The sequence below is a fragment of the Aeromonas popoffii genome (assembly GCF_000820025.1).
GTDB lineage: Bacteria > Pseudomonadota > Gammaproteobacteria > Enterobacterales > Aeromonadaceae > Aeromonas > Aeromonas popoffii.
On sequence record NZ_CDBI01000063.1, the window covers coordinates 1 to 25,112 of the forward strand.

General features: G+C 56.3%; 33 protein-coding genes. 16 read left to right on the top strand and 17 right to left on the bottom strand.

Annotated features, from left to right (window positions below):
• Window positions 1–480 precede the first annotated feature (480 nt).
• The 6 genes from BN1129_RS13430 to BN1129_RS13450 all read left to right on the top strand — a co-directional run bounded on the left by BN1129_RS13430 (window position 481) and on the right by BN1129_RS13450 (window position 4,162).
• Window positions 481–1,653, top strand: coding sequence for an AAA family ATPase (locus BN1129_RS13430; protein WP_209418511.1), 1,173 nt, complete (start codon window positions 481–483; stop codon window positions 1,651–1,653).
• Window positions 1,650–2,966 (top strand): ParB/RepB/Spo0J family partition protein, encoded by a 1,317-nt coding sequence (locus BN1129_RS21865; protein ID WP_084204650.1) that lies wholly within the window; start codon window positions 1,650–1,652, stop codon window positions 2,964–2,966. Before BN1129_RS13430 ends, BN1129_RS21865 begins: the two co-directional genes overlap by 4 nt.
• Window positions 2,967–3,025: 59 nt before the next feature.
• Window positions 3,026–3,181, top strand: a complete 156-nt coding sequence (locus tag BN1129_RS23435; protein ID WP_157013393.1) for a hypothetical protein — start codon at window positions 3,026–3,028, stop codon at window positions 3,179–3,181.
• Between the two features lie 17 nt (window positions 3,182–3,198).
• Entirely contained in the window at window positions 3,199–3,543 is a 345-nt protein-coding gene (locus tag BN1129_RS13440; RefSeq protein ID WP_042037200.1) for a hypothetical protein, read from the top strand.
• Window positions 3,530–3,898, top strand: a complete 369-nt coding sequence (locus BN1129_RS13445; protein ID WP_042037201.1) for a DUF2528 family protein — start codon at window positions 3,530–3,532, stop codon at window positions 3,896–3,898. Before BN1129_RS13440 ends, BN1129_RS13445 begins: the two co-directional genes overlap by 14 nt.
• An 84-nt stretch (window positions 3,899–3,982) precedes the next feature.
• A complete protein-coding gene (locus tag BN1129_RS13450; RefSeq protein WP_042037203.1) occupies window positions 3,983–4,162 on the top strand; it encodes a hypothetical protein in 180 nt (59 codons plus the stop codon).
• 21 nt (window positions 4,163–4,183) lie between these two features.
• Here the strand turns inward: BN1129_RS13450 and BN1129_RS13455 are convergent, their stop codons facing one another.
• Window positions 4,184–4,930 (bottom strand): LuxR family transcriptional regulator, encoded by a 747-nt coding sequence (locus tag BN1129_RS13455; RefSeq protein WP_042037204.1) that lies wholly within the window; start codon window positions 4,928–4,930, stop codon window positions 4,184–4,186.
• A gap of 1 nt (window position 4,931) precedes the next feature.
• A complete protein-coding gene (locus BN1129_RS13460) occupies window positions 4,932–5,306 on the bottom strand; it encodes a helix-turn-helix domain-containing protein (protein WP_042037205.1) in 375 nt (124 codons plus the stop codon).
• 157 nt (window positions 5,307–5,463) lie between these two features.
• On the opposite strand from BN1129_RS13460, the gene BN1129_RS23440 reads away from it, so the two are divergent.
• The 10 genes from BN1129_RS23440 (at window position 5,464) to BN1129_RS13495 (ending at window position 10,868) form a co-directional block, all read left to right on the top strand.
• Window positions 5,464–5,619, top strand: coding sequence for a hypothetical protein (locus tag BN1129_RS23440; protein WP_157013394.1), 156 nt, complete (start codon window positions 5,464–5,466; stop codon window positions 5,617–5,619).
• A gap of 144 nt (window positions 5,620–5,763) precedes the next feature.
• On the top strand, window positions 5,764–5,919 hold the full coding sequence (locus BN1129_RS23445; protein ID WP_157013395.1) for a hypothetical protein: 156 nt from the start codon (window positions 5,764–5,766) through the stop codon (window positions 5,917–5,919).
• Window positions 5,916–6,092 (top strand): hypothetical protein, encoded by a 177-nt coding sequence (locus BN1129_RS23855; RefSeq protein WP_167335280.1) that lies wholly within the window; start codon window positions 5,916–5,918, stop codon window positions 6,090–6,092. The genes BN1129_RS23445 and BN1129_RS23855 overlap by 4 nt, the downstream gene beginning before the upstream one ends.
• A gap of 92 nt (window positions 6,093–6,184) precedes the next feature.
• Window positions 6,185–8,179, top strand: a complete 1,995-nt coding sequence (gene ligA / locus BN1129_RS13465; RefSeq protein WP_042037206.1) for an NAD-dependent DNA ligase LigA — start codon at window positions 6,185–6,187, stop codon at window positions 8,177–8,179.
• Window positions 8,180–8,221: 42 nt separating this feature from the next.
• Window positions 8,222–8,803, top strand: coding sequence for a hypothetical protein (locus BN1129_RS23995; RefSeq protein WP_042037208.1), 582 nt, complete (start codon window positions 8,222–8,224; stop codon window positions 8,801–8,803).
• The gene (locus BN1129_RS13475; protein WP_042037209.1) at window positions 8,800–9,420 is read left to right on the top strand and encodes a 3'-5' exonuclease; all 621 of its coding nucleotides are present in this window, start codon (window positions 8,800–8,802) and stop codon (window positions 9,418–9,420) included. The genes BN1129_RS23995 and BN1129_RS13475 overlap by 4 nt, the downstream gene beginning before the upstream one ends.
• Before the next feature lie 400 nt (window positions 9,421–9,820).
• Window positions 9,821–10,099, top strand: coding sequence for a hypothetical protein (locus BN1129_RS13480; protein ID WP_042037211.1), 279 nt, complete (start codon window positions 9,821–9,823; stop codon window positions 10,097–10,099).
• A gap of 17 nt (window positions 10,100–10,116) precedes the next feature.
• A complete protein-coding gene (locus tag BN1129_RS13485) occupies window positions 10,117–10,338 on the top strand; it encodes a DUF6835 domain-containing protein (RefSeq protein ID WP_042037212.1) in 222 nt (73 codons plus the stop codon).
• 13 nt (window positions 10,339–10,351) lie between these two features.
• The gene (locus BN1129_RS13490; protein ID WP_042037213.1) at window positions 10,352–10,564 is read left to right on the top strand and encodes a hypothetical protein; all 213 of its coding nucleotides are present in this window, start codon (window positions 10,352–10,354) and stop codon (window positions 10,562–10,564) included.
• Between the two features lie 76 nt (window positions 10,565–10,640).
• Window positions 10,641–10,868, top strand: a complete 228-nt coding sequence (locus BN1129_RS13495) for a hypothetical protein (protein ID WP_042037214.1) — start codon at window positions 10,641–10,643, stop codon at window positions 10,866–10,868.
• 34 nt (window positions 10,869–10,902) lie between these two features.
• On the opposite strand, the gene BN1129_RS13500 is transcribed toward BN1129_RS13495, so the two are convergent.
• From BN1129_RS13500 to BN1129_RS13565, 15 genes are all read right to left on the bottom strand, one after another.
• A complete protein-coding gene (locus tag BN1129_RS13500; protein ID WP_052449353.1) occupies window positions 10,903–11,934 on the bottom strand; it encodes a contractile injection system protein, VgrG/Pvc8 family in 1,032 nt (343 codons plus the stop codon).
• Complete coding sequence (locus BN1129_RS13505; RefSeq protein WP_042037216.1) at window positions 11,925–12,131, bottom strand: tail protein X; 207 nt, start codon at window positions 12,129–12,131, stop codon at window positions 11,925–11,927. Before BN1129_RS13505 ends, BN1129_RS13500 begins: the two co-directional genes overlap by 10 nt.
• On the bottom strand, window positions 12,128–12,601 hold the full coding sequence (locus BN1129_RS13510) for a phage tail protein (RefSeq protein ID WP_084204654.1): 474 nt from the start codon (window positions 12,599–12,601) through the stop codon (window positions 12,128–12,130). Before BN1129_RS13510 ends, BN1129_RS13505 begins: the two co-directional genes overlap by 4 nt.
• Window positions 12,601–15,396 carry a phage tail tape measure protein gene (locus BN1129_RS13515; protein ID WP_042037220.1) on the bottom strand — a complete coding sequence of 932 codons (2,796 nt, stop codon included), beginning with the start codon at window positions 15,394–15,396 and terminating at the stop codon, window positions 12,601–12,603. Before BN1129_RS13515 ends, BN1129_RS13510 begins: the two co-directional genes overlap by 1 nt.
• 114 nt (window positions 15,397–15,510) lie before the next feature.
• The gene (locus BN1129_RS13520; protein WP_167335281.1) at window positions 15,511–16,101 is read right to left on the bottom strand and encodes a phage tail assembly protein; all 591 of its coding nucleotides are present in this window, start codon (window positions 16,099–16,101) and stop codon (window positions 15,511–15,513) included.
• Between the two features lie 89 nt (window positions 16,102–16,190).
• A complete protein-coding gene (locus BN1129_RS13525; RefSeq protein ID WP_042037222.1) occupies window positions 16,191–16,694 on the bottom strand; it encodes a phage major tail tube protein in 504 nt (167 codons plus the stop codon).
• The gene (locus BN1129_RS21870) at window positions 16,694–18,145 is read right to left on the bottom strand and encodes a phage tail sheath protein (protein WP_052449354.1); all 1,452 of its coding nucleotides are present in this window, start codon (window positions 18,143–18,145) and stop codon (window positions 16,694–16,696) included. The genes BN1129_RS13525 and BN1129_RS21870 overlap by 1 nt, the downstream gene beginning before the upstream one ends.
• Before the next feature lie 3 nt (window positions 18,146–18,148).
• Window positions 18,149–18,316 (bottom strand): hypothetical protein, encoded by a 168-nt coding sequence (locus BN1129_RS23450; RefSeq protein ID WP_157013396.1) that lies wholly within the window; start codon window positions 18,314–18,316, stop codon window positions 18,149–18,151.
• A gap of 57 nt (window positions 18,317–18,373) precedes the next feature.
• Window positions 18,374–21,403 carry a tail fiber domain-containing protein gene (locus BN1129_RS21875; RefSeq protein ID WP_052449355.1) on the bottom strand — a complete coding sequence of 1,010 codons (3,030 nt, stop codon included), beginning with the start codon at window positions 21,401–21,403 and terminating at the stop codon, window positions 18,374–18,376.
• Window positions 21,396–22,001, bottom strand: coding sequence for a phage tail protein (locus BN1129_RS13540; protein WP_042037223.1), 606 nt, complete (start codon window positions 21,999–22,001; stop codon window positions 21,396–21,398). The genes BN1129_RS21875 and BN1129_RS13540 overlap by 8 nt, the downstream gene beginning before the upstream one ends.
• Window positions 21,994–23,007, bottom strand: coding sequence for a baseplate assembly protein (locus BN1129_RS13545; RefSeq protein ID WP_042037224.1), 1,014 nt, complete (start codon window positions 23,005–23,007; stop codon window positions 21,994–21,996). The genes BN1129_RS13540 and BN1129_RS13545 overlap by 8 nt, the downstream gene beginning before the upstream one ends.
• Window positions 22,997–23,329, bottom strand: coding sequence for a GPW/gp25 family protein (locus BN1129_RS13550; RefSeq protein ID WP_157013397.1), 333 nt, complete (start codon window positions 23,327–23,329; stop codon window positions 22,997–22,999). The genes BN1129_RS13545 and BN1129_RS13550 overlap by 11 nt, the downstream gene beginning before the upstream one ends.
• Before the next feature lie 19 nt (window positions 23,330–23,348).
• On the bottom strand, window positions 23,349–23,921 hold the full coding sequence (locus BN1129_RS13555) for a phage baseplate assembly protein V (protein WP_052449356.1): 573 nt from the start codon (window positions 23,919–23,921) through the stop codon (window positions 23,349–23,351).
• Window positions 23,922–23,935: 14 nt separating this feature from the next.
• Window positions 23,936–24,463: a hypothetical protein gene (locus BN1129_RS13560; RefSeq protein WP_042037227.1), complete on the bottom strand. Its 528-nt coding sequence runs from the start codon at window positions 24,461–24,463 to the stop codon at window positions 23,936–23,938.
• A gap of 8 nt (window positions 24,464–24,471) precedes the next feature.
• Window positions 24,472–25,101, bottom strand: a complete 630-nt coding sequence (locus BN1129_RS13565; protein WP_157013398.1) for a phage tail protein — start codon at window positions 25,099–25,101, stop codon at window positions 24,472–24,474.
• Between the last annotated feature and the right edge of the window lie 11 nt (window positions 25,102–25,112).

Below are 25,112 nucleotides of genomic sequence, written 5' to 3' on the forward strand. Positions count from 1 at the left end.
GTGTACCACATATCTAGCTAGATATGTGGTACACTTGCAACTTTGGTGGGGGTGCAGTTATCTTGTTGTGGTTCACTTGATGCCATGCCTCTGTGGTGGTGCGGTTGCGCTGTTTATCATCATCATGGCGAGTTCACTTATTGCGGGGCGTGTAGCTTTGCTTCCTCTACCTTCATGCGCGCCATTAGATATGGCCTTGAATCAGTAGCCAGCTCGTTATTTGCTGCGTTCAGTTGTTCTTAAGCGCTTCATGCAGTTCGTCCTTTAACCCTATTTGTCCATTAAAAACAAAGATATGCGAACCGGAAACGACGTTTAGTCATGTCATCAACTGCGCCCTGGCAGCCTGAACAAGTGTGCTATAGCTCACATATCAAACTAAATTCAGGTTTGCATTTTGATTGTCATGTTTGCATTTAAATGGAAACCATGCGTTAATAATGAAAACCGCAAAACAGCGGGATAACGACCGGAGGGTGTATGAGCCTGATAGCTCTGCTAGATGAGGCAGTAATGAAGTCAACGGCGCTGGTGAAGGGCGTCGCCATGGGTCAGTTCGGTGGTGACTCACCGGAATCACGGACTATAAACCGCCGCTTTGGTATCGGTGAGGCCGCAGAGATGATCGGGGTCAGCAAGACCGCCATCGACAAGGCTGAGGAAGATGGCCGGTTGCCAGCGCCTGATATGTTGGAGTCAAAAGGCCGAGCCAAGGCGCCACGCCGTGCTGGCTACACCATCAACCAGATCGACAGCATGCGTACCGTATTCAAGAAACATCCATGGCGGGCCGAGGGAGAGGACGCGGTCGTCGTCTCTATCGACGGCAACAAGGGCGGGTGCTTCAAGACCGCCACCAATGTCCACCTGGCGCAGTGGCTCTCGATGGCTGGCTATCGCGTTCTGCTCATCGACATCGACCAGCAGGCCCACGCCTCGATGTACTTCGGCTACATCCCAGACCTCCATGTCACAGGCGATGACACCGTGCTGCCATGGATGCTGGGCCAGCGTGATGACCTCTCCTACGCCGTGAAGCCGACGGCGTGGCCAAACCTTGAGATCATCCCCTCCTGCCTGGCTATGCAGGTGCTCGAGCAGCAGATGCCTGGTGCAGTGCTGCCGGTGGCTGAACACATGATGCTGCGGGCCGGGATCGAAACCATCATGGACAACTACGATGTGGTGCTGATCGATGGCCACCCTGACCTTGGCCTTGGCACCATCAACCAGATCTGCGCGTCAGACATCATCCTGGTGGCCACCAGTGCAGAGCTCAACGACTACATGAGCAGCGTCCAGTATTTCACTGCAGTACGCGATGTGCTGCGGAATCTGGATCTCGGCGGGTTCGAGCCAACCCTCAAGGTGCTGCTGACCAAACTCGGCAACCCCGGGTCGAGCAGCCGGTGGATGGAAGAGCAGATCCGTAACCAGCTCGGCGGCTTGGTGCTGAGCGGGGGGATTGCCATCACCGATGAAGTAGGCAAGGGGCAGCTGCGGATGATGACCATGTTTGAACAGGACCAGGAACACCGCAGCACCATCAGCGCCTGGCGCCGTGGGCTTGGGGTGTACCAGGGGGTGTTCAACGAGATCCTGCACTCGCTGATTTGGAAGAAGTGGCCGTCAAAGTGGGAGGTTAAACCATGAAAGGAGCACCGATAGTAGCCCCTGTTACGCAGACAGAGGCATTACCAGGAGCAGCGGTTGGCGTAGGCCAAGTCCGCACCAGAGTGCAGCTCAACAGCATCAAGGCGGGCACCGTCGATATGCCGATGCCGAACGGCGGAACCAAGCCGTTCAAGCTAGTCATCATCCCTGCAGAGCATGTCGAGAAGAAGACCATGGTCAGCCCGCTCAACGAGCGCGACCAGCACCTCCTGACCGAACGGGCACTCTCAGACATTCTGCCATCCGTGCGCCAGTACGGCGTATCAGAGCCGGTCATGGCCCGCGATGTGAACGGCGTGCTGGAGATTGCCAAGGGCAGCCGACGCCGCGCCAGCGCCATCCATGCAGGTGTTGATCTGCCAGTGCTGGTGGGCGAGCTCACAGATGAAGAGGTGATGGCCCTCGACCGGGTCAGTAACTACCACCTCCAGCCAAGTCCATGGGAACGTGGCCGCCGTTACAAGAAGCTGGTGGACCGCTGTGGCAGCCTGCGTAAAGCCGAGATGTACCTGGCTGACGTCGGTGAGAAGGTGAGTCGTCGCGACATTAGTCGCTGCATCGCCACCTACCTTCTGCCAGTCGAAATTATTGCGGCCTTCGACTGCCCTAACGACCTCAGTGCGCGGGCCGGTGAAGACCTTGGCAACCTGTGGGCAGCAGGGGCGGATGAGCTGAGGGAAGCCTGGCTTGCGCTTGCTGGCCGCTTTGTGGCTGGTGAGGTAGAGAAGGGCGAAGAGTGGGACGCTGACCAGACCGCCGCTGCCTTCAAGGCGCTGCGAGTGGGTGGCGACAAAGAGGGCAAGGCCAAGCCGGCCAAGGTAGTGAAGAGCTGGGGGAGCGGGCGCATCAAGCTGACTCATGCCGGCAAGAAGGCCAGCATCGTCATCAACGATGTGGATCAGAAGGTGGTCGACTATGTGACCAGGTTGATTGCTGGCGAATTCCAGCTGCCACTTGATGCGGCCAAGGCCGAACAGGATGGCGATGGTCACGCTCAGCTCGACCTGTTGAGCCTGGAATACGGCCCCGCCTTCCAGGCTCTGCTTGGAGAAAAAGACAACCGCGAATTAGTTGAGATGGCGTGGGGGAAGTACCGCAAGGCCATCGGCGAATTCAAAGAGGAGCTGCAGGTGCGGGGCGCCAGCGAGGAAGAGATAGAAACGGTCGAAGAGCTGGCCGAGGAACGCTTCCGGGGCGAGACCAACCCCAAGGTGCTGCTCAATATCAGGGAAGTCCGCGCCATCGTTAAGCGCTGCATTGAAGAGCTGGAGCTGTCCTGCTGGCAGCCCTAGAAAGCAAAAACCCCCTGCGCTAACAGGGGGTCACCACATCAACTCGACCAGGAGTAAATATGAAAGCCAATCATACCCCAAGCAAGGGCGTTCGTCTAATCGACATCCCCAACCTGCCTGCCGACCAGGCGCTGGCCATGCTGGCGAGGATGCCTGAATACCTCGGCGAGGCCGTGGCCAAGCTCTGTTACAACCAAATCAACCAGCAACGATAAGCACGAGGAACATTTTTATGATCGCATTTAATCCGAAGCCAGCAACCGACCTTGAAGTGTACGAACTCATGGTTGCTGCATTCCCTGACAAGTTCAACGAGGACGGTCCTGACGACATCTGGGACGATGTTATGGAGTTTGTCGATGAACAGTTTGGTGACTTTGATGTGCTGGCTGATCTGTTAGGCCGCCTTGTTCTGCTGACGCACCCTATGGAGTCTGCTCTCACAAACCAGCATTCCCATTGCATGGGGCCAGTCGAGATTCGTGACGGCAAGGTATTTATGATGGCTGCAATCCAGCGGCAGGTAGAAGCCAAATCCAACAACCAAGAAGATGGTGATCAAGATGGCCAAAAATAAATTCGAGCTCAAGATTGACCAGGATGACATCTACCTCGATCTGGTTTTTGAAGTCGATGACGAGAAGTTCACTGAAGAAGTAGCCACCGAGATCAACTCATTCTGGTCGAATGAAAAGCGCCGGGTGGATGAATGCGGTGGATCTGTTGTTAAGGCCGCACTCAAGCTGTATGCCGCCGAGTGCTTTGCTCTTGCTGCATTCAACAACTTCAAGAATGAGGGATGGGTGATGGACCAGTTTGACTGGAGCAAAGACAAGGGGGTTGAGGGGTTCCCCAGTTTCCAAGAGGCGGGCATCATCCTGAAAAGAATTGATAACTTGCAGATTGGTTTTGACCTAATCGAGTTCGCATAATTATCGGCCCGAACACCACCAAGCCCCGCAATGCGGGGCTTTTCTTTGCCTATGATCAAACCATTGCCACCAGGAGTAACCGCCATGCCCATCATCGACGTCGACCATGTAGGTGGCTTGCCGGAAGGCAGCCTGATCGCCCTGTCAAACCATGAGCTGGCGCAGCAGCTGCTCGACACAGCCAAGGCCGAGGAAGGAGTGGGGGCTGTCCTGCTGGCCCTCATCGAGGAGGCTGCCCTGCGGCTGACTGAAGCCGGCGAGTGAGGGTGGGGCCACTGGCCCCACTTACAGATAATCCTCTACTCTGACCAGCTCCAGGTTCGGGAGCAACAAGCCGCCCATGGCTGCTTTGGCTATAGCCTGATCCCGGTTGACCGAGTTGGTCTTGGTCACGGCCTCCTGAATGTAATAGGTCACCGTTCTCGGAACGATCCCCAGAATGGCCCCTATCTCTGCGGCCGTCTTCCCTTCGCTGGCCCAGAACAGGCACTCCACCTCCCGTTTAGTCAGCGACCTATCCTGACCCCGCTTGCTGACCACTCGGATGGCCGCGTCCAGGATGTAGTCTGCCACCAGGCGTAATAACGGGCTGGTTTCCAGCAGGTGGCCAGACCCGTAATCATTGGTGATAAAAGACAGGATCCCCGCTTCCCCGCCAGCACCACGCAGCGGGAACGACACCCCATTGCGCAGGCCATACTCGCTCGCTCGTTCCATCACCTCCATCGCGCCCAGCGGGAGATCAGGCGTCCTGATGATGCTGGTCTGCCAGAAGATAGGCAGGGTCTGGCGCATGGCCATATGGATGATCGGGTCGCGCTGCAGCATGTTCTCCTTGGTGTACTGAGCGACCCACTCCTCAGAGCAATGGGAGAAGATCACAGCAATAGGACGCTGCAGGCTTTGCGGAATGATTAGGGCCAACCTGAACTGATGGAACCCCATGGCCGAGGAAAAGGATGCCAAGGCTCTGGTCAGCTCACCTTCCGTGGTGACCACGCTGAATTTATCGATAACCCGTTTGATGTCCATGCTACTTACCGAAGAGTTTGACCGCCCCTTTATACACAAGGATCAGCCACGAAGCATGGGCCAGAGGCATTTCCAGAAAAAAAGAGAGCACTGCATACCGTTCCTGTGACTGATGGCGCCAGGGAGCCTCTGGCAGGATGTCTCGAATGTGGATCCCGAGGGCATCGCAAACCATCACGGCATCACCCAGGCCAAGGAAGTCTTGCCGGTTGATGTTCAACCAATGGGAGATAGTGCTGGCCGGGATCCCTGTGATAGAGGCGAGCGTCGCATGGGTCATGTCCCGCTCTTTTAAGATCAGCTTTAGTCGATGCTTGGCAGCCAGCACATAGTCACGGGCAGCTGGTGTCAGATAGGCTTTTTTACGAGACGACATTTGTTGATCTCCGTCACAAATGCCCGTGCTTCTGCCTGTAATTTATTACAGGTTCTATCGTTTACTGAATTTTATAGCTGATGCCCCATATTTTTGCACGACAACTCCCCTTAACATCTGGCCCGACCACAATAAAGAACGGGATAATTAAGGGTTTATGAAAAACAAAAGCACATCCATTGGGCTGCTGTCTGTGCTCGAAAACGCACTGAATCCAGGCTTGGTGCTCGACGACAAACTGGTTGATGGCATGCTGGCCATATTGAAGCAGGTGAAAGCCGCACTTGAGGAGGCAGCACAACCAGAAAACTAAACTACAGTTTACTTTTAGTTATACTATAGTTTATATTCATGGTGTCTAACCAACCAGGAGACACCATGATGAATCAACAACCACCACATCCCCGCATATCCCTCTTTGACCCCACACAGCCAGCCTACATGGCAGGGGTGTCCCATGAATGAAGACGTCCGTCGTCGCTATGACTTCAACCACGACCGGGTCCACGACACCGGGCTTGCCGGTACCGGCGACTACACCAAAAAACTGATGGCAAGCATGGAGCAGACCAAGCGCCTGCGGATGAAGACCCGTGATGGAGGGAAAAAATGATCGCCCAAACCAACAAGCTCAAGGTCGGCAGCAAGGGCATAGCCAAGGCGTGGCTGAAAGAGCAAGGGTACGTGCAAGTGAAAGGCATTTGGCTGAAGGGGCAGCGCCATGCTGCCCGCATTGAAAAACTGGTGACCGGACGGGTCGCCATCATTGAGGGGGTGACAGCATGACAGCTGAACGCAAATACGGCATCGGCACCGCGCTGGTGTTGCTCATCATCTACATCTCAACCATCGCTGTTTAACAACGACCAGGAGTAAACATGCGAGACCGACACCAGGTGCTTTGCGCCAAGATTGAAGAAGCCAATCACCAGTATTACGTCCTCGACAAGCCGGAGATCCCGGACGCCGAATACGATCGGATGATGATCGAGCTGACGGCTATTGAAGCCTGTCATCCCGAGTTGAAAACAACTACCTCGCCGAGCGTTCGGGTGGGGGGCCAACCACTGGCCGTATTCAAACCGGTTAGCCACCGGATCCCCATGCTGAGTCTGGATAACGTGTTCAGCGCCGAAGATCTGCGGGCGTGGGAGCTGCGCACCTGCAAGAGCTGGCTCCCTGGCAGCATCTGCTGTGAGCCAAAGATAGACGGGCTGGCTGTAAGCCTGATCTATGTCAGAGGCATGCTGGTGCAGGCGGCCACACGGGGTGATGGAGCTACCGGGGAAGATGTCACCGAGAACGTGCGCACCATCAAGGCCATTCCCTTGACGCTGCGTGGAGAGGGATGGCCGCGCCTGCTGGAGGTTCGCGGCGAGGTGTTCATGCCAAAAGCCGGGTTCGAGGCGATGAATGCCAAAGCGAGGGTGGCGGGCGAGAAGGTATTCGTCAACCCACGCAACGCAGCGGCAGGCAGCCTGCGCCAGCTGGACTCTCGTATAACCGCCAGCAGACCTCTCTCCTTCTATGCCTACGGCATAGGGGAAGGCGGCGAGATGATGGCAAATTTTCACTCAGAACGACTCGCTCAGTTAAAAGCATGGGGATTGCCGGTCAATCCAGAAGTCATGCTGAAAGTCGAGGCCGAGGGATGCCTGGGCTTTTATAACGACATTCTGTCACGCCGTGCTGAACTCCCCTACGAGATCGACGGAGTGGTCTACAAGGTTGACGCGATTCACCTGCAGCAAGAGCTTGGCTTCGTCTCCCGTGCTCCACGCTGGGCAATCGCCCACAAGTTCCCAGCGCAGGAAGAGATGACCCTGCTCGAGGGCGTTGATTTCCAAGTCGGCAGAACCGGCGCCATCACCCCGGTGGCAAAACTCAAACCCGTCTTTGTCGGTGGGGTCACTGTCTCCAGCTCCACGCTACACAATGCCGACGAGATCGCCAGACTGGATCTGATGATCGGCGATACCGTCATAGTTCGGCGGGCAGCCGACGTGATCCCGCAAGTGGTGTCAGTGGTGAAGGATCTGCGGCCTGCAGCTGGGGTGCCAGTGGCATTCCCTGACCAGTGCCCGGTATGCGCATCCACCATAGAACGGGCTGAGGGAGAGGCCGTCGCCCGATGCACTGGCGGGTTGCTATGTGAGGCTCAACGCAAAGAAGCCATCAAGCACTTTGCCTCTCGCAAGGCCATGAATGTAGACGGGCTGGGAGACAAGCTGGTCGAACAACTGGTTGACCGCTCTATGATCCGCACACCCGCCGACCTGTTCAACCTCCGTGCAGGTGAGGTCGCAGAGCTCGACCGGATGGGCAAACAGTCTGCGCTGAAGGTGATGGCCGCCATCGCCAGGTCACGCAACACCACCTTGCCGCGCTTCCTGTTCGCCCTGGGTATCCGCGAGGTGGGGGAAGCAACCGCCATCAACCTGGCAAACCACTTTCTCAGTCTTGATGCCATCCGGGGCGCCTCTGTCGAACAGCTGCTCGAAGTCACCGATGTAGGGGCCACCGTGGCGACCCACATCTACTCATTCATGCGCCAACCACACAGCAATGAGGTGATCGACGCCTTGCTGGCAGCAGGTATTCAGTGGCCAGCCATAGAGAGAAAAGAGACAGCAGAGCAGCCATTTTCCGGCAAGGTCTTTGTGCTGACCGGGACGCTATCAACCATGACCCGCCAAGCGGCTGAGGAAGCGCTGCGGATGCTCGGCGCGAAGGTCGCCGTATCTGTCTCATCACGAACCCATGTGGTGGTGGCTGGGAGCAACGCTGGTTCAAAACTCAAAGACGCCGAACGCCTTGAGATCGAGGTGTGGGACGAAGAAAAACTGATTCAGGAAATTGGCGTACACGCATAACCAACCAGTGGGGCCACTGGCCCCACTGATAAAGGAGCTTATATGAACAACACAACCGAAACAGCCAAGGCCATTGCCGGCCAACTCGAAGCGCGGGGCCTGCTGGCTGGCTGGTTGCAGACTGGCCCTGATGGCCAGCGCATGGACATGGTGCTGATGATGAACCAAGCCCATCCAGAACCAGAGTGCCAGCGCCACTTTGCCATTTGTGTTTTCGACGGGAAAAACCTCACCGATTCCGCACCAGAATGGCTGCAGGTCATGCTTAAAGATGAACCGGAATTATCATGGAGCCGGTATGCCGACTTTGATGGTGCTCAATACGACTCGCTTGAAGAGTTGATCGACAACGAAGATATCCGAGAGGGGGATGTGGTCTATTTCGGTGAGAAGCTACCATATGACGGGATGAAGACCATCGACGCTGACTTCGTAGCGGAGCAGATTCAGGAGAGGGTTTCTGATGATATCGGTCAGTATGCAGAGTCCTGGGAGTATGCAGAGGAGGCACTCGATGAGCTGGATGCTTTCTTGACCGCATGGATGAAAAAGCACAACCCGACCGGGTTCTATCTCATATCCGAGGACAAGGAATACACCGTCACTGCGGAGGATCTGACGTGACCCAAGACAACAAGGTGGAGTTCTCCCCCATCGTTATCGTAATAGACACCGAGACCCTTGGCCGAGGAGAGAGAGCGGTCATCGGCACCATTGGCGCAGTGGCCCGCAACGTGATGAGCAAGAAAGATCTCGGCCAGTTCTACACCCGGATAAACCTTGAGCTCGAACAGCCAGGCCGTGAGATCCATGAGGATGTGACCGAGTGGTGGGATGGCATGGCCAGCAGCAACCCTGCAGCATGGCGTGAAATGTTCGACCCTGACCTGCCGCGTGGCGACCTGCCAACTGCGCTGGCCAGCTTGGCCGAGTTCATCGCCATGGTCAAAGCCCACTGCAAGCCGGGCAGCTATGTGCAGGTGATGGGCAACGGGCCGGAGTTCGACAACGCCATCATGGCCCATGCCTACGAGTCACACGGTATGCCCCTTCCATGGCAGTTCCGCGCTAACCAGAGCCTGCGAACCATGGTCTGGATGGGCCGCTTGCTGCTCGGCATCGACCCGAAATATGCCGGGGCATTTGCTGGCACCCAGCACCATGCTCTCCATGATGCCCAGCATGAAGCAGACACCCTGCAGGCTATCGTGGATGCGTTCAGGGGAGGCCTGCGGATATGAGCCGCAAATACTGCACGGGCCTTCGCAACGTGAAGCCTGAAACAAATACATGCTGTCATCAGCACGACAGGGACTACGGAATAAAGGGAACAGTAACCAGGTCACAGGCTGACAAGAGGCTAAGGGAGTGCCTTATAGCGCAAGGGAAGCCAATCATCGCCTGGCTTTTCTGGGGGGCATGCCGCCTTGGTGGCTGGATTTTTTGGAAGGAAAAATCAACATCGACACAGCCCTCTGGAATGTGAAAATAGAAGCTGAACCAATGGGGCCTGCGCCCCATTTTTTTGCATCAAAAAAAGGCTTGATATATCGCGCGCGCGATATTATATTTAGTTCATCGACACGGGGATGGCCCCCTTAGCTACCGAACAGGTAGCCGGTTCAACAAGGAGATACCGACATGTATATATTCGTGAATGGCTTGATTACTGTTTCCGCTTCTGCCCCTGCTGGCTTCACCATCACCAGCGACATCAAGGATCTGCTGGATGACCTGAAAGCGGAGAAGGTGACCGGCTCCTATGCCCTGTCTTGCGACGCCCTGGCTGATGTGCGCAATGCACTGGAAGATGGCGCCGTCCTGGCTTCCCTTGGGGTGGATGACGACTACCAGGAGGAAGTGGAAAACCTACACTCTGCGCTGGTTGACAGTGAGCGCCAAGAGGCATTTGAAGAGTAAACAGGCTGGGGCCAGAGATGGCCCCTCTTATCGAGGAAGAGTTTGTGAAACAAAAAGAACGGATAGCTATGCAGAGGGCGATGGCGGAAGAGGCCATCGGAAAGTTGAAGGCCATCAGGCAACTGTTCGGCGCCGAGGTAGGGGATGCCTGCGATGCCGGTATTAGTGATCTTGAAGCATGGGACAAAAAGTTGAGGGAGTTTGAGGCTTGGGTGTGGGATGAAAGCCCGATTGCATAATGGAGGATGGTTGATGTCATCAAGAACAGACGCGCACCGGGCGGCGGATCGGCGCTATAAGGAGAAGAAAGCGGGAGCGGGACGGTTCCCCGGCGTTCTGCTTGATCAGGAGGTGACTGATCTGCTCAATGAAATGGGGGCGCTCCATGGTGGAAAAACGGAGGCCATTATCAAGGGGCTGCGCCTGTTGAAAGAATCTGGCGGCACAGGTGAAAAAGGTGCTTGATATATCGCGCGCGCGATAGTATCTTAAACTCATCGGCAGGCAAGACCGCCCGCCACTACCTGACCAGGAGTAGACGATGAGAACCGAATTAGCCCAGCAGTTCCAACAGATTGAAGCCGCTGCAGAGCAGCTGGTTAAAATGATGAGCAACCTCACCATGGCCCAGCTGCATCTGGCAGGACAGCTTACCGCCGAGGAGAAGCTGGCCATGCTGTTGATAAGCCAGCAACGAGGTCAAGCCATGAGCCTCCTCAGCGGCCTTGGCGCCATCAACGAAGCCGCCAACAACTTGCGGCAGGAATAAAAAAAAGCCCCGGCCAATCGGCCGGGGCTTTGCTTTACTGCTTCTTTTCGCTCTTGATCGGGGTGGTCGCCTCAATGGTCATGCGATACCCGCCAGAACGACTTCCGCGAGCCACCACGCGATCGATGGACATCTCCCCAGCCATGCCATTGGGGAACGACTCGTCGAGCGTGATAGGCGTCTCAGCGGCTAAATACGGATCGCCTGGAACGTCCAACGTGATCCGCCGTTTCTCCCGCTTAGTCTTCCTGCTCTGCCCCTTGAGCGCCTGCGTTGCATGTTCGGCGTTGACATACATATGGGGCAGCTTGCGATAGGGAGCCTCCCCAGACTTCACTTCATGCACCTTGCCGGTGGCATCATCCTGCCACTGGGCGATCACCCCTCCACTGCTCTTGCGTTGTGGCATGTCGAGCTCGCAGTTCACAAAGCGCTGGTTGCCGGGGCGGTTATCTGGCGGTACCCGCAGGATCACAGGCTCCATCTCCTTGCCGCTGATTGTGGTGGTTCTGCCGCGCAGAGCCAGCACATACATGCCGTCCATCGGCTTGGCCACCGCGTCATGCTCCTTGGCAATCCTGGTCAAAAAGGCCGCATCAGTCTCGTCTGTCTGGTCAATATGGCCGAGGGGGATGCCATCCAGTTCCGGGTCAACTCGCGGGGTCATGTCGTGGGATATCACTACCTCCCTGAACAGCTCGCCGAGGGTGGGCGCATCCCAGCTGCGAGTTCGCCGCTCCTTGAATCCGGTCTCATCCTTGCCGGTGAAGGGGGCTGCGGTGGCCACGATAGTGATACGGCGCGGGAACAGGCGCGGGGTGATGCGGGTGATCTTGAAATCCCCTATCCGAACCGCCCCCAGTTCCTCGTACCCCTCAAACCATGTCAGCACCTGGTCAGTCTGCGGGATACCATCTACCCCCTCAACGTTCACCACCAGGGTGAGCTGGTCACTCTGATGGCCTGCCGCATCCACCCGGTCGAATGACTCGAGGCGGGCATTGATCATCTTGCTCCCAGGTCCCTCGCAGTAATGAACCGGCGTGGTGCCAAGTCTCAGCTCCATACCCCCTCCCGCTCTTTCGGTGCGCTGGGCGGTAACTCTGGCATGGTGATCATCACCCCGGCTGGCAGCACCAGGCCATAGGTGTGCAAGTGTGGGTTTAGCAGGTAAACCTCGTCCTCGATGGCATCATCATCCCGCCCCAGCAGGCGCCATGTCAGCAGTCCGACGGTATCGCCGTCAGTGGTTCTTACTTTCATCGGCGTTGACTCCCAAGGGATGGGTTAGCGAACTCCACCAGGTTGATCGATATGTCCTGCACGACACAGGTGCCGTCGTGGATCATCTGCTCCCCCTTCACCTCAAACGACTTGAGAACATACTGGCCATAGCTGGTGCCATCACCACGCACCAGGGTGCGCGGCTTGAACTCATCGCGGGCAAGCCTCAGCTTCTCTATCTGCGCTTCCCCATCGCTTGAATACCAACGGCCGGTAAAGCTGATGGTGTCCAGCTTGCGGCCTGTCTGCTGGAGCAACGGCAGCTCGTTGAGCAGTTCTATCTCTACCCAGCCGCCATCAAAGCTGCGGGTCATGCCGAGTAGCGGATTGCCGCCAGACATAGAGAAGTTGTAGCCGCCCCAGCTGAACTGCTTGTCCGGTTTGGCTTGCGCCGGATTCAAAAGAAAGCCAGCCCCGAGGCTGGCCAATAGTTGCGTAGGAAACGCCATCAATCACTCCCCAATCCAGCCAGGCTGGCATCTGTTCGCGTATCCAGCGAGAGGCTGCTGGTCAGCAGGGACGGCAAGAAGCTCGACAGCTGCGCCTTGATCTTCTCCACAAGGGCGTTGTCCTGCTCAGGGTCGCCACTGGCCCGGACATCAAAACGCAGGTCGAACTTGTTGGAGATCTCGGTCTTCTTGGTCTCCTGCTTGATCACCTCCTTGACTGGATCCGCCCCATTGGCCAGCGCCGTCTTGTCGGTGGCAAACCATTTGCCGATCTGCTCACCGATGACATTGCCAATCTCACCGCCGCCCCAGGCGCCAAGCGCACCCCCAACGGCTGCCCCGACCGCTGTGCCAATCACCGGCACCACAGAGCCAATGGCAGCACCAGCAGCAGCACCTGCCCAGCCACCTGCCGCACCACCAAGAATGTCACCGGTGGCGCCGCCCATGACCGCCGTGTTGCCAGTCATGGCAGCACCATACAGCTCACTGCCTGCCGAGATCATGCCGAGGGGGCGAATTACCTTGCCCGCCACATGGCCAACCGTCTTGCCAGCACCAGCCAGCACCTCAGCCGTACCACCACCTACATCGGCCACCTCCTTGACCATTTCAGAGGCTTCAGCGCCCTTTGGCATCATCATCAGACCGGCACCAAGACCAAGCAGGCCCGCACCTTTTCCAAAGCGGCCAAAGCGACCGCGAGAGCGGCCAGCCCCAGCGATACGCTCCTCTGCCTCACGCAGCTTGCCAAGGCGGGATCGGGCCTTGCCACCTCGGCCAGCTCGGCCACGTGCGCCACTGGGGCCACCGGCCCCACCCATCATATCGAGCTGGCGGTTTACCCGCGCCAACCCAGCAGCAGCACGGTTAGCAGAGGAGGCTGTTTTGTCGGTCGCACCGCCCAGCTTGGCCTTCATGATCCGGCCAGCCTGGAACATGTCGCTGAAAATAGACTTCACGCCTTTGAAGACGATGATCCCTGCCTTCAAACCAATGAGCGCCGCACCAGCCTTGACCAGCCAGCCAGCCGTTTCTCTGGCCGCCTCGGAGGTCTCCATCAGCTTGGCGCCAGAGGCAGCCATAGCAGACAACGGCTCCACCACTTCATCCATGAGCGGCAAGAACAGATCGCCCAGGTTGATGATCAGTCGGTCAAAGTTGGCACCAGCACGCTCCAGCATCGCCTGGCGGGTCTTGGCCTTGTTCTGGTACTCGGCCTCCATCGACCCGGCATAGGCTGCCTCATCACCAGCCAGGTTCATCGCCTTGCGCAGCAAGTCGGTGTTAGCCGTCAGCTTGCTGACTGCGCCCACCACCTCCTCGCCGAACAGCTGGCTGATCACAGCGGCCTGCTTGTCCTTGTCCTGAGTGCCGATCTTGCCAAGCACCTTGAACAACGTACCGCCAGCATCGCGCTGCATGTCCTTGGCCAAGACCATGGGGTCAAAGCCGAGCATGGCCAGCGTCTCTTTCTGGGCCTTGGTGGCGGCAAAGGACTTGTTGAGCCGACCTGTGATGTTCTTCATGGCCGTGGCGGTGGTTTCCTCACCCTCGCCACCGGCAATGAGCGAGGCCGCCAGTGCGGCCGCTTGACGGTCGGTAAAACCGGCCTTCATGGTGGTAGCGCCCTGCCGCAGCATGACGCGGGCCACCTCGGCAGGCTTGGCCGCCATCTCGTTTGAGATCGCATTGGAGTAGTCGGCCAGGCGCATCGCCTGATCCTGATCCATCCCCATCGCCGAACGCCACTTGGCCAGCGTGGTGCCCGCCTCTTCGGCAGTCATGTCCATGGCCACCGACATCTTCGACGCATCACCGGCAAAGCGCAGCAGCTCGTTGGCATCCGTGGTGCCGTCGGCCCGCTTGCCGATACCGGCCTCACCTGCCGCCGCCACGATATTGGTCATGCCGACTTGATCAACACCAAGCTGACCGGCCATCTCCATCATGCGGGAGCGGGTTGCCGCCTTCTCGGCATCATCCTTGAAGGTCACGACCTTGGTCACGCCAGCAAAGGCACTCTCGTAGTCAACCGCCTTCTTGGCAGCATACAGGGCCGGGGCGGAAGCCGCCGCCAACCCAAGCAGCTCTCCGGGGATATCGGCCCGGGTCTGCCGGTTGGCAGCCATCTTGGCCTGCGCATCTGTGATGGTGGCAAGCCGCTTCTGCTGCCGCTCCATTGCCGCCGTGGCGAGATCGGTATCGCGTTTGAGGCGCAGCTGCTCGGCGCCGAGCGCCTTGGTGTTGACCCCTGCCTTGTTCAGGTCATTGGTCAAGGAGCCGAGGCGACGGCCCTGGCTACCCAAGGTGTCGGTCAGTCGCTTGGCTTCACCGGTCGCGCTCTTCTGCGCCTTTTCAGCCTCTTTGATCTCCTTGCCTGCACCGGCATAGGCCGCTTTCAGCTCGGCTATCTTGCGGGTGGTGGCGGCAATGGCCTCCTGCTGGGCTGGCGTAGTCGGGCCGACAAAGCCCTTCATCTTCTCCAACTGGCGCTCGGCAGCCTGCAGCTCCTTCTTGTACCCCTTCTGCTGCTCGGTCAGGTTCTTGATGGCAGTGGCCGCCTTGCCGGCTTCCTCCTTCGCGCCGGCAAGCGCCCCCTTGGTGCCATCCATCTCCTTGCGCAGTGACCCCAGATCCGCCGAGCGCTTGCTGGTATCACCCAGCTGCTTGAGCTGCTTGTTGGTCTCGTCGATCTCTTTGCGAAATCTGGCCGAGGCAGAACCCGCCGATTCAAAGGTCGCGCTCAGGTTCTCTTTGGCCGAGAGCGTCACCGAATACTTTTTGTCAGTCATGCTTCTTCACTCCCAGCCTGGCCAGCGCCAACTCATAACGGCGCAGGGCAGCAGGCACCCGCCACCCCTTGATCTCCTCTTCCGATGCCGAGTAGACCAGCGGAACTACATCGATCAGGCGTTCGACGTCTGCAGGGGAAAGTAGTCCGCCGTTTCTTCCAAAAAATCGTTCAGTCTCCGCTGCAGGGCGAGCCAGTCAGGCATATGCAGCTTCATCACGGTGGCAGGCATCAGGTCAGTACAGGTAGCAACCAGCTCACGCTCCTGGTCGAACTCACCAAGCTCGCGCACCGAGTCGGTCAGACGAACCGTGGGTGGGCGCATCGTCACCATGGTGACCGGATCCTTGCCGCTGATCGGGTCAACTACCGGCACCAACAGGGTGAACTGATCGGCCTCTGCCTTCTCGGCGTTGTTCACCAGCTCGCTGCTCGACTTCATCGCAAGCTCATGAACATGCTGCGTGATCGAGTTGAGATCGGGCTTGGTAAGGTCGCCGCGCTGCTCCTCGGTCAGGCCGGTATGGGCCAGGAAGACAGCGACAGCAAAACCGTGTTTGTCCTTCTCCGCTTCATCACGGCTATCCATCTTGAACTTGGCCCGCAGTTCACGCATCAGACCGATGGAGATAGTGGAAATGATGACGGCGGTCAGATCGGTAAGTGGCCAGCGCAGGGTATGGGTGCGGGTGTAGGCGTTGATCATGGTTTTTCTCGCAATAAAAAAGCCCCGCATGGCGGGGCTATCAATGGGGCAGACTGAGGTGGGGCCACTGGCCCCACCTTGATGGAGGGTTAGAACATGCCTACGTTGAGGCGATGCGGGGCCAGCAGATCACCATCGCCCAAGTCGCAGATGGATGCCTTGCGGCTGACATGCCACTCCTGGATCCCGTTCACCAGACGGCGAGATTCATCCAGGCTGAGGTTCAGGGTGTCTTCCGGCAACTCGCCCACCACGCCACCAGAGCGTTCGCGGGTGGCAATCCGACCGGTCCAGAACTCTTGGATGGCAGTCACGACACCATCCTCATCCTCCCACGACTCGCTGACGATGACGGTCACTGGGGAGCCAGCCTTGCGGCCGACCATCTTGAGTACCCATGGGGTCAGCCCCTTGGCAACGATCTTGGCCGCCATCTTCTCGACGCCGGTGCGGATGTCGCCGCCGATAAAGCTGCCGCCGAGCTCACCGGTCTTTTCTTTTGGTGGGGTCGATTCCCACGATGTGATTTCACGCTGCACCGGAATGCCATCAATGACAATCCGTTGCATCATCCGTACATTTTGACCAGCCATCAGAGCACCTCGTTCAAGAAGGATTCAACAATGCCCTCGTCTTCGCGCAGGTGGTAAACCATGTGCTCGTTCGGGCTGTAACCGGCCCAGCCGATCACGATATGCCACTCGCCATTACGGTAGTTTTCCGTGTTGTTGAGCGTGGGGTGGAGGTAGACATTCGCGCCGATCATCTTGCCGGCTGCAGCCTCGCTATCGAGCCAGTTCTGCAAGCTGGCCACCTTGGACTGCATGAACTCCTTCGACAGCAGGCGGCCCATGCCAGGCTCGGTGGTGGCGATCAGCTTGCGGATAATCGCCAGCTCGAGGCGTTCCAGGTTGATGAAGCGGCCGCTCAGCGTCCGGTTCCCCAGCAGCGAGAAACCACCCAGGCTGGTGCGGCCGAAATAGCAGATCCCGTACTTGTTCAGGCGGTCACCACCACTGGTCTTGTCCAGCAGGTTGTAGTCAATGGTGCGTTGAACCCCGTCGATATAGACGTTCATGCGGCCTTGGCTGGGGTTCTCATGCACATCGACTCGCGCTACGCAGCTCAGGTAGTGCGCTACACCGGACATGTAGACATAACCCTTTTCCGCGTTGGACCACACCTTGACGAACGGGTCTACCAGCACGGCACCGGCAAAGCCGGTATCAACCACACCGAGGGATTGCGACAGGGCAATCGCGGCTTCATCAGTCGTGCTCGGCCCTTCCAGCGCTGGTGATGCAAACAGTCGCTTGGCCATCTTGGCCAGCGCATCATGCACCGCCTTATGGTTGAAGCCAGGCGCGGCAATGTCAGTCAGGGTTTCCGGGATGTCGGCGGCCAGCGCCTCGATGCCGGTACGGCGGCCTGTCTGAGGGTCAATGCCGCCGACGATGTTGGCGATGGTGCCGGCTGCTGCCAGATCTTTGCCATGGATCACGATCTTGCTGCCAGCTACCAGGTCAACCAGCTTGAGGGTGCCGTCACCCTTGATGGTCAGCACGTTGGTCTCGCCGGGAACATAGCTCACCAAGCCAGCTGTCTTGCCGCCGATCTCAGCGGTCCAACTGGCAGCCTGCGCACCAACAACCGCATCGAGCAGAGTGGGGTCGGTCAGGGTAACTGCCAGTGACCCGTTCTCGTTGGCCTTGGTCGTCACGATCACCCCTTCGTAGTCCTTGTCTGCGGGAGGCGTCGAGTTGTCCTCCTCTTCGATCACTACGTAGATGGAGCACTGTGCCGCGTCCAGCATCGCCTTACAGGCCCGCCACAGCGTACCGCGCTCAGTGCCAGCCACATCGAGCTTGGCCAGTGCAGATTTGCTGTTGACCCAGAACGCCTTGCTGCGCGGGATGTCAGGATGGGCATCCGGCGCCGTGCCGACCAGGCCGAACACGGCGCGGCCCAGCGGCCCCATCGGGGTAGGGGCCGCTTCGCGCCGGATACTGGCGCCGTTATGGACGAATTGTTCGATTACAGGCATGGCTTATTTCCCCTTGCTGGTCTTGGCCGCCGGTTTAACGATGAGGTAACCGCTGAGGAGAAGCTGGGTCGCCTCCCCTTCGGTCATCTCGACTGTGCTGCCCGCTGCCAGCCAGTGGCCGGTATTGGGGTGCTCGAAACCGAGCTGCACTAGGTACACGCTTTTTTCCATTTCTTCTCCATAAAAAAAGCCCCATACATTGGGGCTTTAGTCGAAGTCTTTTCACATTTAACCTAGGATTTTTTGCTCAAGCTTTAAAATCCTGTCTTTTATTAACTTCAATTCTCTTCGGTGATAGGCCGCGTCAAGTGCAAGAGCTTCATCATATCTAACGCCATAGATATTACCGGCAGGCTCAACAAGCATCATTTCAGTAACCAGCTCCCCACTTTCATCGGCTTTCTCTACGTGTACGTATTGGGCTTCCCATTCGTCATAACACAAAAGCCCATACTCAAAAGCATTCAGGTCATGCTCTTTAAAAACACGTTCAATTTCCTGCGCTATCAAGCCGATATGTTTTCTGGCAGCCTCACCCTTTTCTTCAACCGCTGATTTAAACAGGTATTCCTTGAAACTCACCTCTCCCCATGCGTCAAGCAATTTATTGCTAATATCTAATGGATTTGTTTTCTTTCTCCCATCAGAAACGACAATGGCATCCGAGGCAAAATAACCTTGTTTAAACCTTCTTTCTGGTCTTCCAAGAGTTGTGTCGTTGTCGAGCCCTGGCTCGATTGAACGCCCCCAGGAACGATCCCAAGCTGCAAGGATGGGCCGATATTCACCACTGTCTTCATGGTACGAGCAAACGGAGAACCCGCGTTCTTTGGCATTCGATGTTTTGAATGCAACAGAGCCTTTCCCATGGCGCAGTGTGCCGCTATAGAACTGGTTATCAAAGGTTATGCCAGGCTTGTCTTGTACGGAGTCATCAAGCGTTTCAGATATGTACTCGATGCCGCCAATGACAACGTCCCTTCTGCCTTGGTTGTTTTTGTACCTCCCGCTTGGGTAGTCTTTGAACCATCGGCCTATCTTGAGAGGAAGCATGCCAGGTGGAACTGAAACGCTACCAAAATTACATTTTGCAGCAGACACGACACCTATCCGTTGAGAACCATCAGATGGATATCGCTGCACTGACACTCTATCTACGCTGACTAAGGCTGCACACTCAGAGTCCGTGATAATCCTGTTTACAAAGCCAAGGTTATCAATATCCATACCATCAATGGATACTTCTGAGCTTTGATTTACTATCCTTAACCAAGAACTGTCCTTGTAAACCGCACTATTTAGAGAGCCATCGATAACATCCCTTATATAGAAGTTGCTCAATTTTACGTCATGAACAAAAGACAGGTTTGTTACTGCTATTGGAGAATGAACAATGCCAGCATCATCCTTCATGTAAAGCTTCACATCATCAACATTAACACCCATAAAACCTTGGATATCAACAAGGCGGGATGGGAATACGTTACTGCTTTGATTTAGTGCCGGCCCCCTTACGGTCAGGTTCTTTACGGTTATATTTCTGCACTTCCAATCTATCGTCTTAAATATCGCATCAGTATCTGTGTCAGCCCAAGCTTGAAATGCGGTAACACAACCGTGAGCCCTGATATCTTCAAACTTTATATTGTGCGCTGCTGGCGCATTCTTGTGTGTTGCAACAGCATAGCATTTTGAGTTTGTGTTATTTGCATCAGCCCTGCACCTAGTCACAACTACATCGCTGGAACCATCGTCTATTTCTATTGCATTCTGAGTGGCTACGTACTCCGTCTTTGACTTTGCATAATCCGTTATTCTTGCTGAAATATCGTCTATGAGTATGTTATGTGATGCGTGAGTGGTTATCCCATCATCATAACAGTAGTCCTCTATATCAGTCCCTGAAACTACAACGTTAAAGCTTGGTCCTATTATTTTTCCATTGTGACCGATTCCAATGTACGAGTCATTGTAGTTGGTTATATCAAGGCAGTGCTGAGGCCCTCGTGTTAACTTTGACTGGTGAATCAGGCAGTCAAAAACAGCGGCGAGACGGATGCTACGGCCCCATTCTGTCGGGATTTCCTTGGTTCGCTCAAATCCATTGCCATCGACATCAACGCCATGAATTATGATGTTTCTGTCATATCTTAGCGTTGGACTGCCATAGTTCTCATTACAGACAACATCAAGCTCACCTGGCATTGACGGCAGGGCGTATATTCTGCACCTGTCCTTTCCGCTGCCAATAATTACCGTGTGACTTGGAACGCGAACCGTCTTTCCTACTGCGAAATGTCCATCTGGAACATAAACTTTTCTCAGCAATGTTACTGCAGCCTGAATGGCATTCCAGTCATCAGCTCCATCACCCTTTGCGCCGAAGTCCAGTATATTGAGTGCTTTTACCTGCTTCCAGAGTGGCTCAGCTGGTTCTGTTCCCTTTTTTACATCAAATCCGCCTGGTGGTATTTCACCAGTAAAGACAAAGCAGACTGCATTTTTCTTGCTGAGTACAGCCTGCTTTTCATTGGTTACTTTTGACCCTTCCTCAAAAGAGCCAGGTGCAAGCATCAACCCTTGCCTGTAAAGGCTTTCCTCGATTAGCCGTCTTGCTAAAGGATATGCTTCTGCACCATGCTTCGCTTCAGCGGCTACTTGCAGCAAAGAGTCCTGGCTTGCAGCTACACCGGATCCACCCTCACCTTCATGGCTTTCGGCCAATCTAACCATGCCGAACTCGCTACTGGTAGCATGCGGGTGGTCAGGAGTTCGCCTGTGTTCATCAAACTCATCTCTGGTGATGTAAGTTGAGTTTGCATCGATAGATACAGATATATTCTCAGCATTATCAGGAATAAACCTTAACTGATATATATAGCTCTTTACCTCGCCAGATTCCATTAATGGCTTGAAGTCATTTGATACGCGACGATACGCGTATATTATCCCTTCTCCTTCGCCAGTAAGCTCGGCGGCCATTTCCCTGATATAATACCCTTCTCCATTAATGGAGTCATTGGCAGGGATGGTACATCTTGCAATGTACTGACCTCGATTTTTTTTATCCTGAAAAACCTCAGCCGGGAACTCTTTTATTTTATGAACAAGAGCTGTCACATCTGATGGGCTTTCTCCATCAGGGAGGAAGCCATCACCTATTAATATTTTACCTATAATAACAGGGTATTCGTTTTCCGCTGCGACGGCCTCAAATGCAAAGCCGGCTTTGGTTACGTACCCGCGATAATCAGACATTTGCAGCCTCGCAATCAGATATTACCAATGTTTCAGAAAGAACAAGTGTTCGGTTGTTTATGTCGGCGCTCACATCCATTTTGAACGCTATAGAGTCTGATATGACACTGACCTCTGAAATAACGCCGGTGGAAAAATTCAAATCTGACGACCTGACAATATTCGCTTCTACGCTATCTCTTGCGGCTTTATATGTATCAATTCTTCTGATGATTCTTTTAATAAATGGAATATCTAAACTTCCATCTATAATCTCTGTCTCAAGACCGATCACGTATGGTCTTAATCTCTTTACTGAGGAGATGTTCCCCAGCATGCTCAGTGAGTCATCTATCCCTTCAGCAGTGCACGCCTTGCTTTGTAACTGGAGTGAGGTCTTAACTATTCGGCGCTTGGCCTCTTCACTATCACTGATGTCCCAATCGGTAACACCTACCTCGATAGCGAGTGAAGTCAAGAACTGGGCCGGGGTCTGACTGCCATCAAAAAGCTCTGGGAGAGGCGCCTGGTCATCAACCCATCGGATTCTGTCATCCAACGCCTGCTCTATCGCCACCTGCAAGGCGCTTCGGTTATCAGGCTGGATGCTGTCAGTCATAGACCACCTCGACAGTCACCCCGGTGCAGTAAGGGGCCTCATTGATAGCGCAGATCAGTGGAGAGGCTGGCTCGAGCACTTCGACGCGAACAACGGTCTGATGGCCGTGGGCTATCGCATAAAGACGACCGGTATCAATGATGCCTTCTAACTGCCTTGCCCCTTCTGCGTAGACTTCCAGCTCCTGTTTAATTGGCCCCTGATCGATGATGCCACCAGGGGAGTTGCTACCATGGACAACCATCCTGATTTGATAACGACGAATGGTTGGCTTTTTGACTGTTACGACATCTGAGAGCAGCCTCACCGAGGGCCTGTTCATGTATTCATTGGCATGCGCCAACAAGTCAGCAGAAGGCGTTCCGTCCCCGGCCCTGGCCAGCAGCCAGCAGTCAACCAGCCCGGACTCTGCCTTGGCCATCTTGGCTCGGCCATCCTTTACCTCCGCAGCCCGTGAGTTCTCAGGGAAGTCGTAGGTCATCACAACCCGGTTAGGCTGAGGCGAGGTCACTGTTATGTGCGGCTTGTCCCCCAGTGTCATCAGGTGGAAGCGGTAGGCGAGCTCTGACCCGGTTGTTGCAAACCCAAAGGGCGCCAGCAGGCAGCGCGTCAACAGGTCAATGTCTGACTCCATCTCGTCCGGGATCGGTGGGTAGGCGGCCGGATTGCCGGCTTTGATCACCTGGCGGGTAATCCCGTAGTCAGCAGCCCGCGCATCGAGGTTGCTTCCCTTTGCCCAGAGCAGCAGGATCTGCCGGATCTTGTCATTCAGACGGCGCTCGCGATTAACCACCACCATGGCGCATGCCTGCGCAATGATGCTGGCCAGCTCGGCATCGTTCTCCAGCGTCTCTGCAACCGCTTCTGTATCGGCGGGACGCATGGCCATGACGCGCTCCAGAATGAGCGCCTTGATCGTGGCCAGCACCGCCTCGAAACCGTCTACTTTGAGAGCATCAGGCTCGGGGATCCGGTCAATCTGGGGATTGAATACGCTACTGGTCATAGAGGGGGACCCTTACTGTGATGTCTGAGCCACGCCAGCGGCCGTCAATATGCGCATGCAGGCCGTCAGTGACGACCTCAAACTGGATGCGGGTGGGCTTGAAATCGAGCACACCATTGGCCGGGTTCAACATGGCGTCGAACATCTCTGCCTTGACCTGCAGCACCAGTGCCTGGTTGGTCAGGCGGGCCAGCGCATCTGGCACATTGCTGCCAAACAGTCGGCGCCGCGTTCGGGATGAGTTCTGTGTGGTGAATACCTGGAGCAGCCGGCTGGCCAGTTGCTCCGTGCCGCTGATAAAGCGGCCCGTTCGTCTGCCCATGCCGAGCATGTTGCCTCACTTACTGTTTCTGGTTTGGTTTGCCTACCGTGGGTTCACCGTGCGGGTGATCGTGACCGTTGTATATTTCACGGTCTTCACTCATTGACCGGGTGGCATCGCTCAACTCGCCGGTTGAGTGAACCCCAGAGGTAACGAACTCAACGCCGCCTGGCGCCGTGACCGTCAGCTTTCCTGTCTTCTTGTCCCACTCCTCCATGCCAAGGTCGCCAATCTTTCGGACAACCTTGTTCTGGTCAGCAGAGGGAAGCGGGAACTGGTCAGAGGGGATGCCGACCAACGCGATAGAGCTGGTGTTGCGGTCGCCTGAGCCGTAATTGAGGACAAGCGCAAGCTCCCCCACGCTGGGGTAGCGGCACTCGATAACATCGCCAGCGGCGCAGGCAAACCATTTGATCGGAGGAGTTCTGGCCTTGCCGATGGCAATCACCACTCGCTGCCCGACCACTTTTGCTACGGTCCCCATCTGAATGGCATTGCGCCCACGGCGGGCGCCTGATTCGAGCTGCTCTTCCAGCTCCGCCAGCCTGTCTATCAGGGGGGCCAGCTTCTGCTCGATGTACTGTTCCAGCATTCAGCTGCTCCTTGTCAGGCTATCGAGTGACTGATGCCCCCGCGCGCTTCTGTCGGGCCATTCAATGACAGGCCGAGGTAAAGGGGCTGTAGCCACTGCACCCCCCGCGACTCCACGCCGTCGATACCAAGCAGGTAGCTGGTGTCACCGTTGACCTGTATCTGCGGCATGCCGACCTGATCCGAACTGACCAGCAGCACATCAGGAAGCCCAGCTTCTGCCGCAGGCGCCTTAAACAGGGCTCGGCGCTCCAGCAAACGCTCCACCTCGGCGGCAAGATCCAGCGCCTGCAGCAGCGCATTTGGCTGGCCCTTGGGGATGATGCAGTGCGCGGTGATCATGTACTGGTGGTTGTAGCGGCCATCGTTCTGACGCTGGCCAGGGTGGCCGTCTTCCCACTGGATCAGGATGGTTGGGCCGGCGATCTCGACCTTGCCCCACTCGTCGTATGACTCGATGGCCAGCCCTTCGACCAGATTGACGCGCAACCGCTCGACCAGCGCAGTGTGATACTGGCTGGGGGTAGTGATGTCGTAATGCATGGGGATTCCTATCTGGCGCCGCGAGGTCGCTTGCCGGGGCTCATGATGTTCGTGGACGCCTTGTCCAGGCTGCCATGTTGGCCACTGCCAAACACCGACGCCCACTGGCTGCTCTTGGTTCGGCCGCGCAGGTCGGTCTCGAAGTGGCGCATAAAGATATCCGGCATCCGCTCCAGCACCTCATCCTCGATCTTGACGACGATGTCGTCCGGGATGGGGATAGTGAGCTTGGTGATCGGGTATCTCATGTCTGTCTCGCGCTGCATAAAAACCTTGCGGCCCTTGCGCAGGCTGACGAACGCCTTGTCGTAATAGCTCCCCCTGAACATCAGGCCGCCCCGGGTCTTCTTCGGGGTGCCCTTGAATGCGTTGGGGCTCAAGTCGTTCATCCCGAACCAGAACTTCATTTCCGCCATATCCGACGCTGCAGGGCGGATATAGGTTCTGACACGGGCTTTCATCGACTTCTGGTTTCGCAGCGCCAGCTCTTTCTGCAGCACCTTGCGCGATTGCGACATAACGCTCTGTTCGGTTCGCTTCATGGCTCGATGGAAGGCCAGCGATATCACCTTCGGGTCGAGGTCCGCAAACTGGTCGATGACGGCTGCGATGTCTGCATCGTCGATAAACAGGTACATCACAGCCGCCA

What these genes read in the sequence shown, in the direction of transcription:
- BN1129_RS13430 (WP_209418511.1), top strand. Translation starts at nt 481, where the DNA reads ATGAGCCTGATAGCTCTGCTAGATGAGGCAGTAATGAAGTCAACGGCG.
- BN1129_RS21865 (WP_084204650.1), top strand. Translation starts at nt 1,650, where the DNA reads ATGAAAGGAGCACCGATAGTAGCCCCTGTTACGCAGACAGAGGCATTA.
- BN1129_RS23435 (WP_157013393.1), top strand. Translation starts at nt 3,026, where the DNA reads ATGAAAGCCAATCATACCCCAAGCAAGGGCGTTCGTCTAATCGACATC.
- BN1129_RS13440 (WP_042037200.1), top strand. Translation starts at nt 3,199, where the DNA reads ATGATCGCATTTAATCCGAAGCCAGCAACCGACCTTGAAGTGTACGAA.
- BN1129_RS13445 (WP_042037201.1), top strand. Translation starts at nt 3,530, where the DNA reads ATGGCCAAAAATAAATTCGAGCTCAAGATTGACCAGGATGACATCTAC.
- BN1129_RS13450 (WP_042037203.1), top strand. Translation starts at nt 3,983, where the DNA reads ATGCCCATCATCGACGTCGACCATGTAGGTGGCTTGCCGGAAGGCAGC.
- BN1129_RS13455 (WP_042037204.1), bottom strand. Translation starts at nt 4,930, where the DNA reads ATGGACATCAAACGGGTTATCGATAAATTCAGCGTGGTCACCACGGAA.
- BN1129_RS13460 (WP_042037205.1), bottom strand. Translation starts at nt 5,306, where the DNA reads ATGTCGTCTCGTAAAAAAGCCTATCTGACACCAGCTGCCCGTGACTAT.
- BN1129_RS23440 (WP_157013394.1), top strand. Translation starts at nt 5,464, where the DNA reads ATGAAAAACAAAAGCACATCCATTGGGCTGCTGTCTGTGCTCGAAAAC.
- BN1129_RS23445 (WP_157013395.1), top strand. Translation starts at nt 5,764, where the DNA reads ATGAATGAAGACGTCCGTCGTCGCTATGACTTCAACCACGACCGGGTC.
- BN1129_RS23855 (WP_167335280.1), top strand. Translation starts at nt 5,916, where the DNA reads ATGATCGCCCAAACCAACAAGCTCAAGGTCGGCAGCAAGGGCATAGCC.
- ligA (WP_042037206.1), top strand. Translation starts at nt 6,185, where the DNA reads ATGCGAGACCGACACCAGGTGCTTTGCGCCAAGATTGAAGAAGCCAAT.
- BN1129_RS23995 (WP_042037208.1), top strand. Translation starts at nt 8,222, where the DNA reads ATGAACAACACAACCGAAACAGCCAAGGCCATTGCCGGCCAACTCGAA.
- BN1129_RS13480 (WP_042037211.1), top strand. Translation starts at nt 9,821, where the DNA reads ATGTATATATTCGTGAATGGCTTGATTACTGTTTCCGCTTCTGCCCCT.
- BN1129_RS13485 (WP_042037212.1), top strand. Translation starts at nt 10,117, where the DNA reads ATGGCCCCTCTTATCGAGGAAGAGTTTGTGAAACAAAAAGAACGGATA.
- BN1129_RS13490 (WP_042037213.1), top strand. Translation starts at nt 10,352, where the DNA reads ATGTCATCAAGAACAGACGCGCACCGGGCGGCGGATCGGCGCTATAAG.
- BN1129_RS13495 (WP_042037214.1), top strand. Translation starts at nt 10,641, where the DNA reads ATGAGAACCGAATTAGCCCAGCAGTTCCAACAGATTGAAGCCGCTGCA.
- BN1129_RS13500 (WP_052449353.1), bottom strand. Translation starts at nt 11,934, where the DNA reads ATGGAGCTGAGACTTGGCACCACGCCGGTTCATTACTGCGAGGGACCT.
- BN1129_RS13505 (WP_042037216.1), bottom strand. Translation starts at nt 12,131, where the DNA reads ATGAAAGTAAGAACCACTGACGGCGATACCGTCGGACTGCTGACATGG.
- BN1129_RS13510 (WP_084204654.1), bottom strand. Translation starts at nt 12,601, where the DNA reads ATGGCGTTTCCTACGCAACTATTGGCCAGCCTCGGGGCTGGCTTTCTT.
- BN1129_RS13515 (WP_042037220.1), bottom strand. Translation starts at nt 15,396, where the DNA reads ATGACTGACAAAAAGTATTCGGTGACGCTCTCGGCCAAAGAGAACCTG.
- BN1129_RS13520 (WP_167335281.1), bottom strand. Translation starts at nt 16,101, where the DNA reads ATGATCAACGCCTACACCCGCACCCATACCCTGCGCTGGCCACTTACC.
- BN1129_RS13525 (WP_042037222.1), bottom strand. Translation starts at nt 16,694, where the DNA reads ATGGCTGGTCAAAATGTACGGATGATGCAACGGATTGTCATTGATGGC.
- BN1129_RS21870 (WP_052449354.1), bottom strand. Translation starts at nt 18,145, where the DNA reads ATGCCTGTAATCGAACAATTCGTCCATAACGGCGCCAGTATCCGGCGC.
- BN1129_RS23450 (WP_157013396.1), bottom strand. Translation starts at nt 18,316, where the DNA reads ATGGAAAAAAGCGTGTACCTAGTGCAGCTCGGTTTCGAGCACCCCAAT.
- BN1129_RS21875 (WP_052449355.1), bottom strand. Translation starts at nt 21,403, where the DNA reads ATGTCTGATTATCGCGGGTACGTAACCAAAGCCGGCTTTGCATTTGAG.
- BN1129_RS13540 (WP_042037223.1), bottom strand. Translation starts at nt 22,001, where the DNA reads ATGACTGACAGCATCCAGCCTGATAACCGAAGCGCCTTGCAGGTGGCG.
- BN1129_RS13545 (WP_042037224.1), bottom strand. Translation starts at nt 23,007, where the DNA reads ATGACCAGTAGCGTATTCAATCCCCAGATTGACCGGATCCCCGAGCCT.
- BN1129_RS13550 (WP_157013397.1), bottom strand. Translation starts at nt 23,329, where the DNA reads ATGGGCAGACGAACGGGCCGCTTTATCAGCGGCACGGAGCAACTGGCC.
- BN1129_RS13555 (WP_052449356.1), bottom strand. Translation starts at nt 23,921, where the DNA reads ATGCTGGAACAGTACATCGAGCAGAAGCTGGCCCCCCTGATAGACAGG.
- BN1129_RS13560 (WP_042037227.1), bottom strand. Translation starts at nt 24,463, where the DNA reads ATGCATTACGACATCACTACCCCCAGCCAGTATCACACTGCGCTGGTC.
- BN1129_RS13565 (WP_157013398.1), bottom strand. Translation starts at nt 25,101, where the DNA reads ATGTACCTGTTTATCGACGATGCAGACATCGCAGCCGTCATCGACCAG.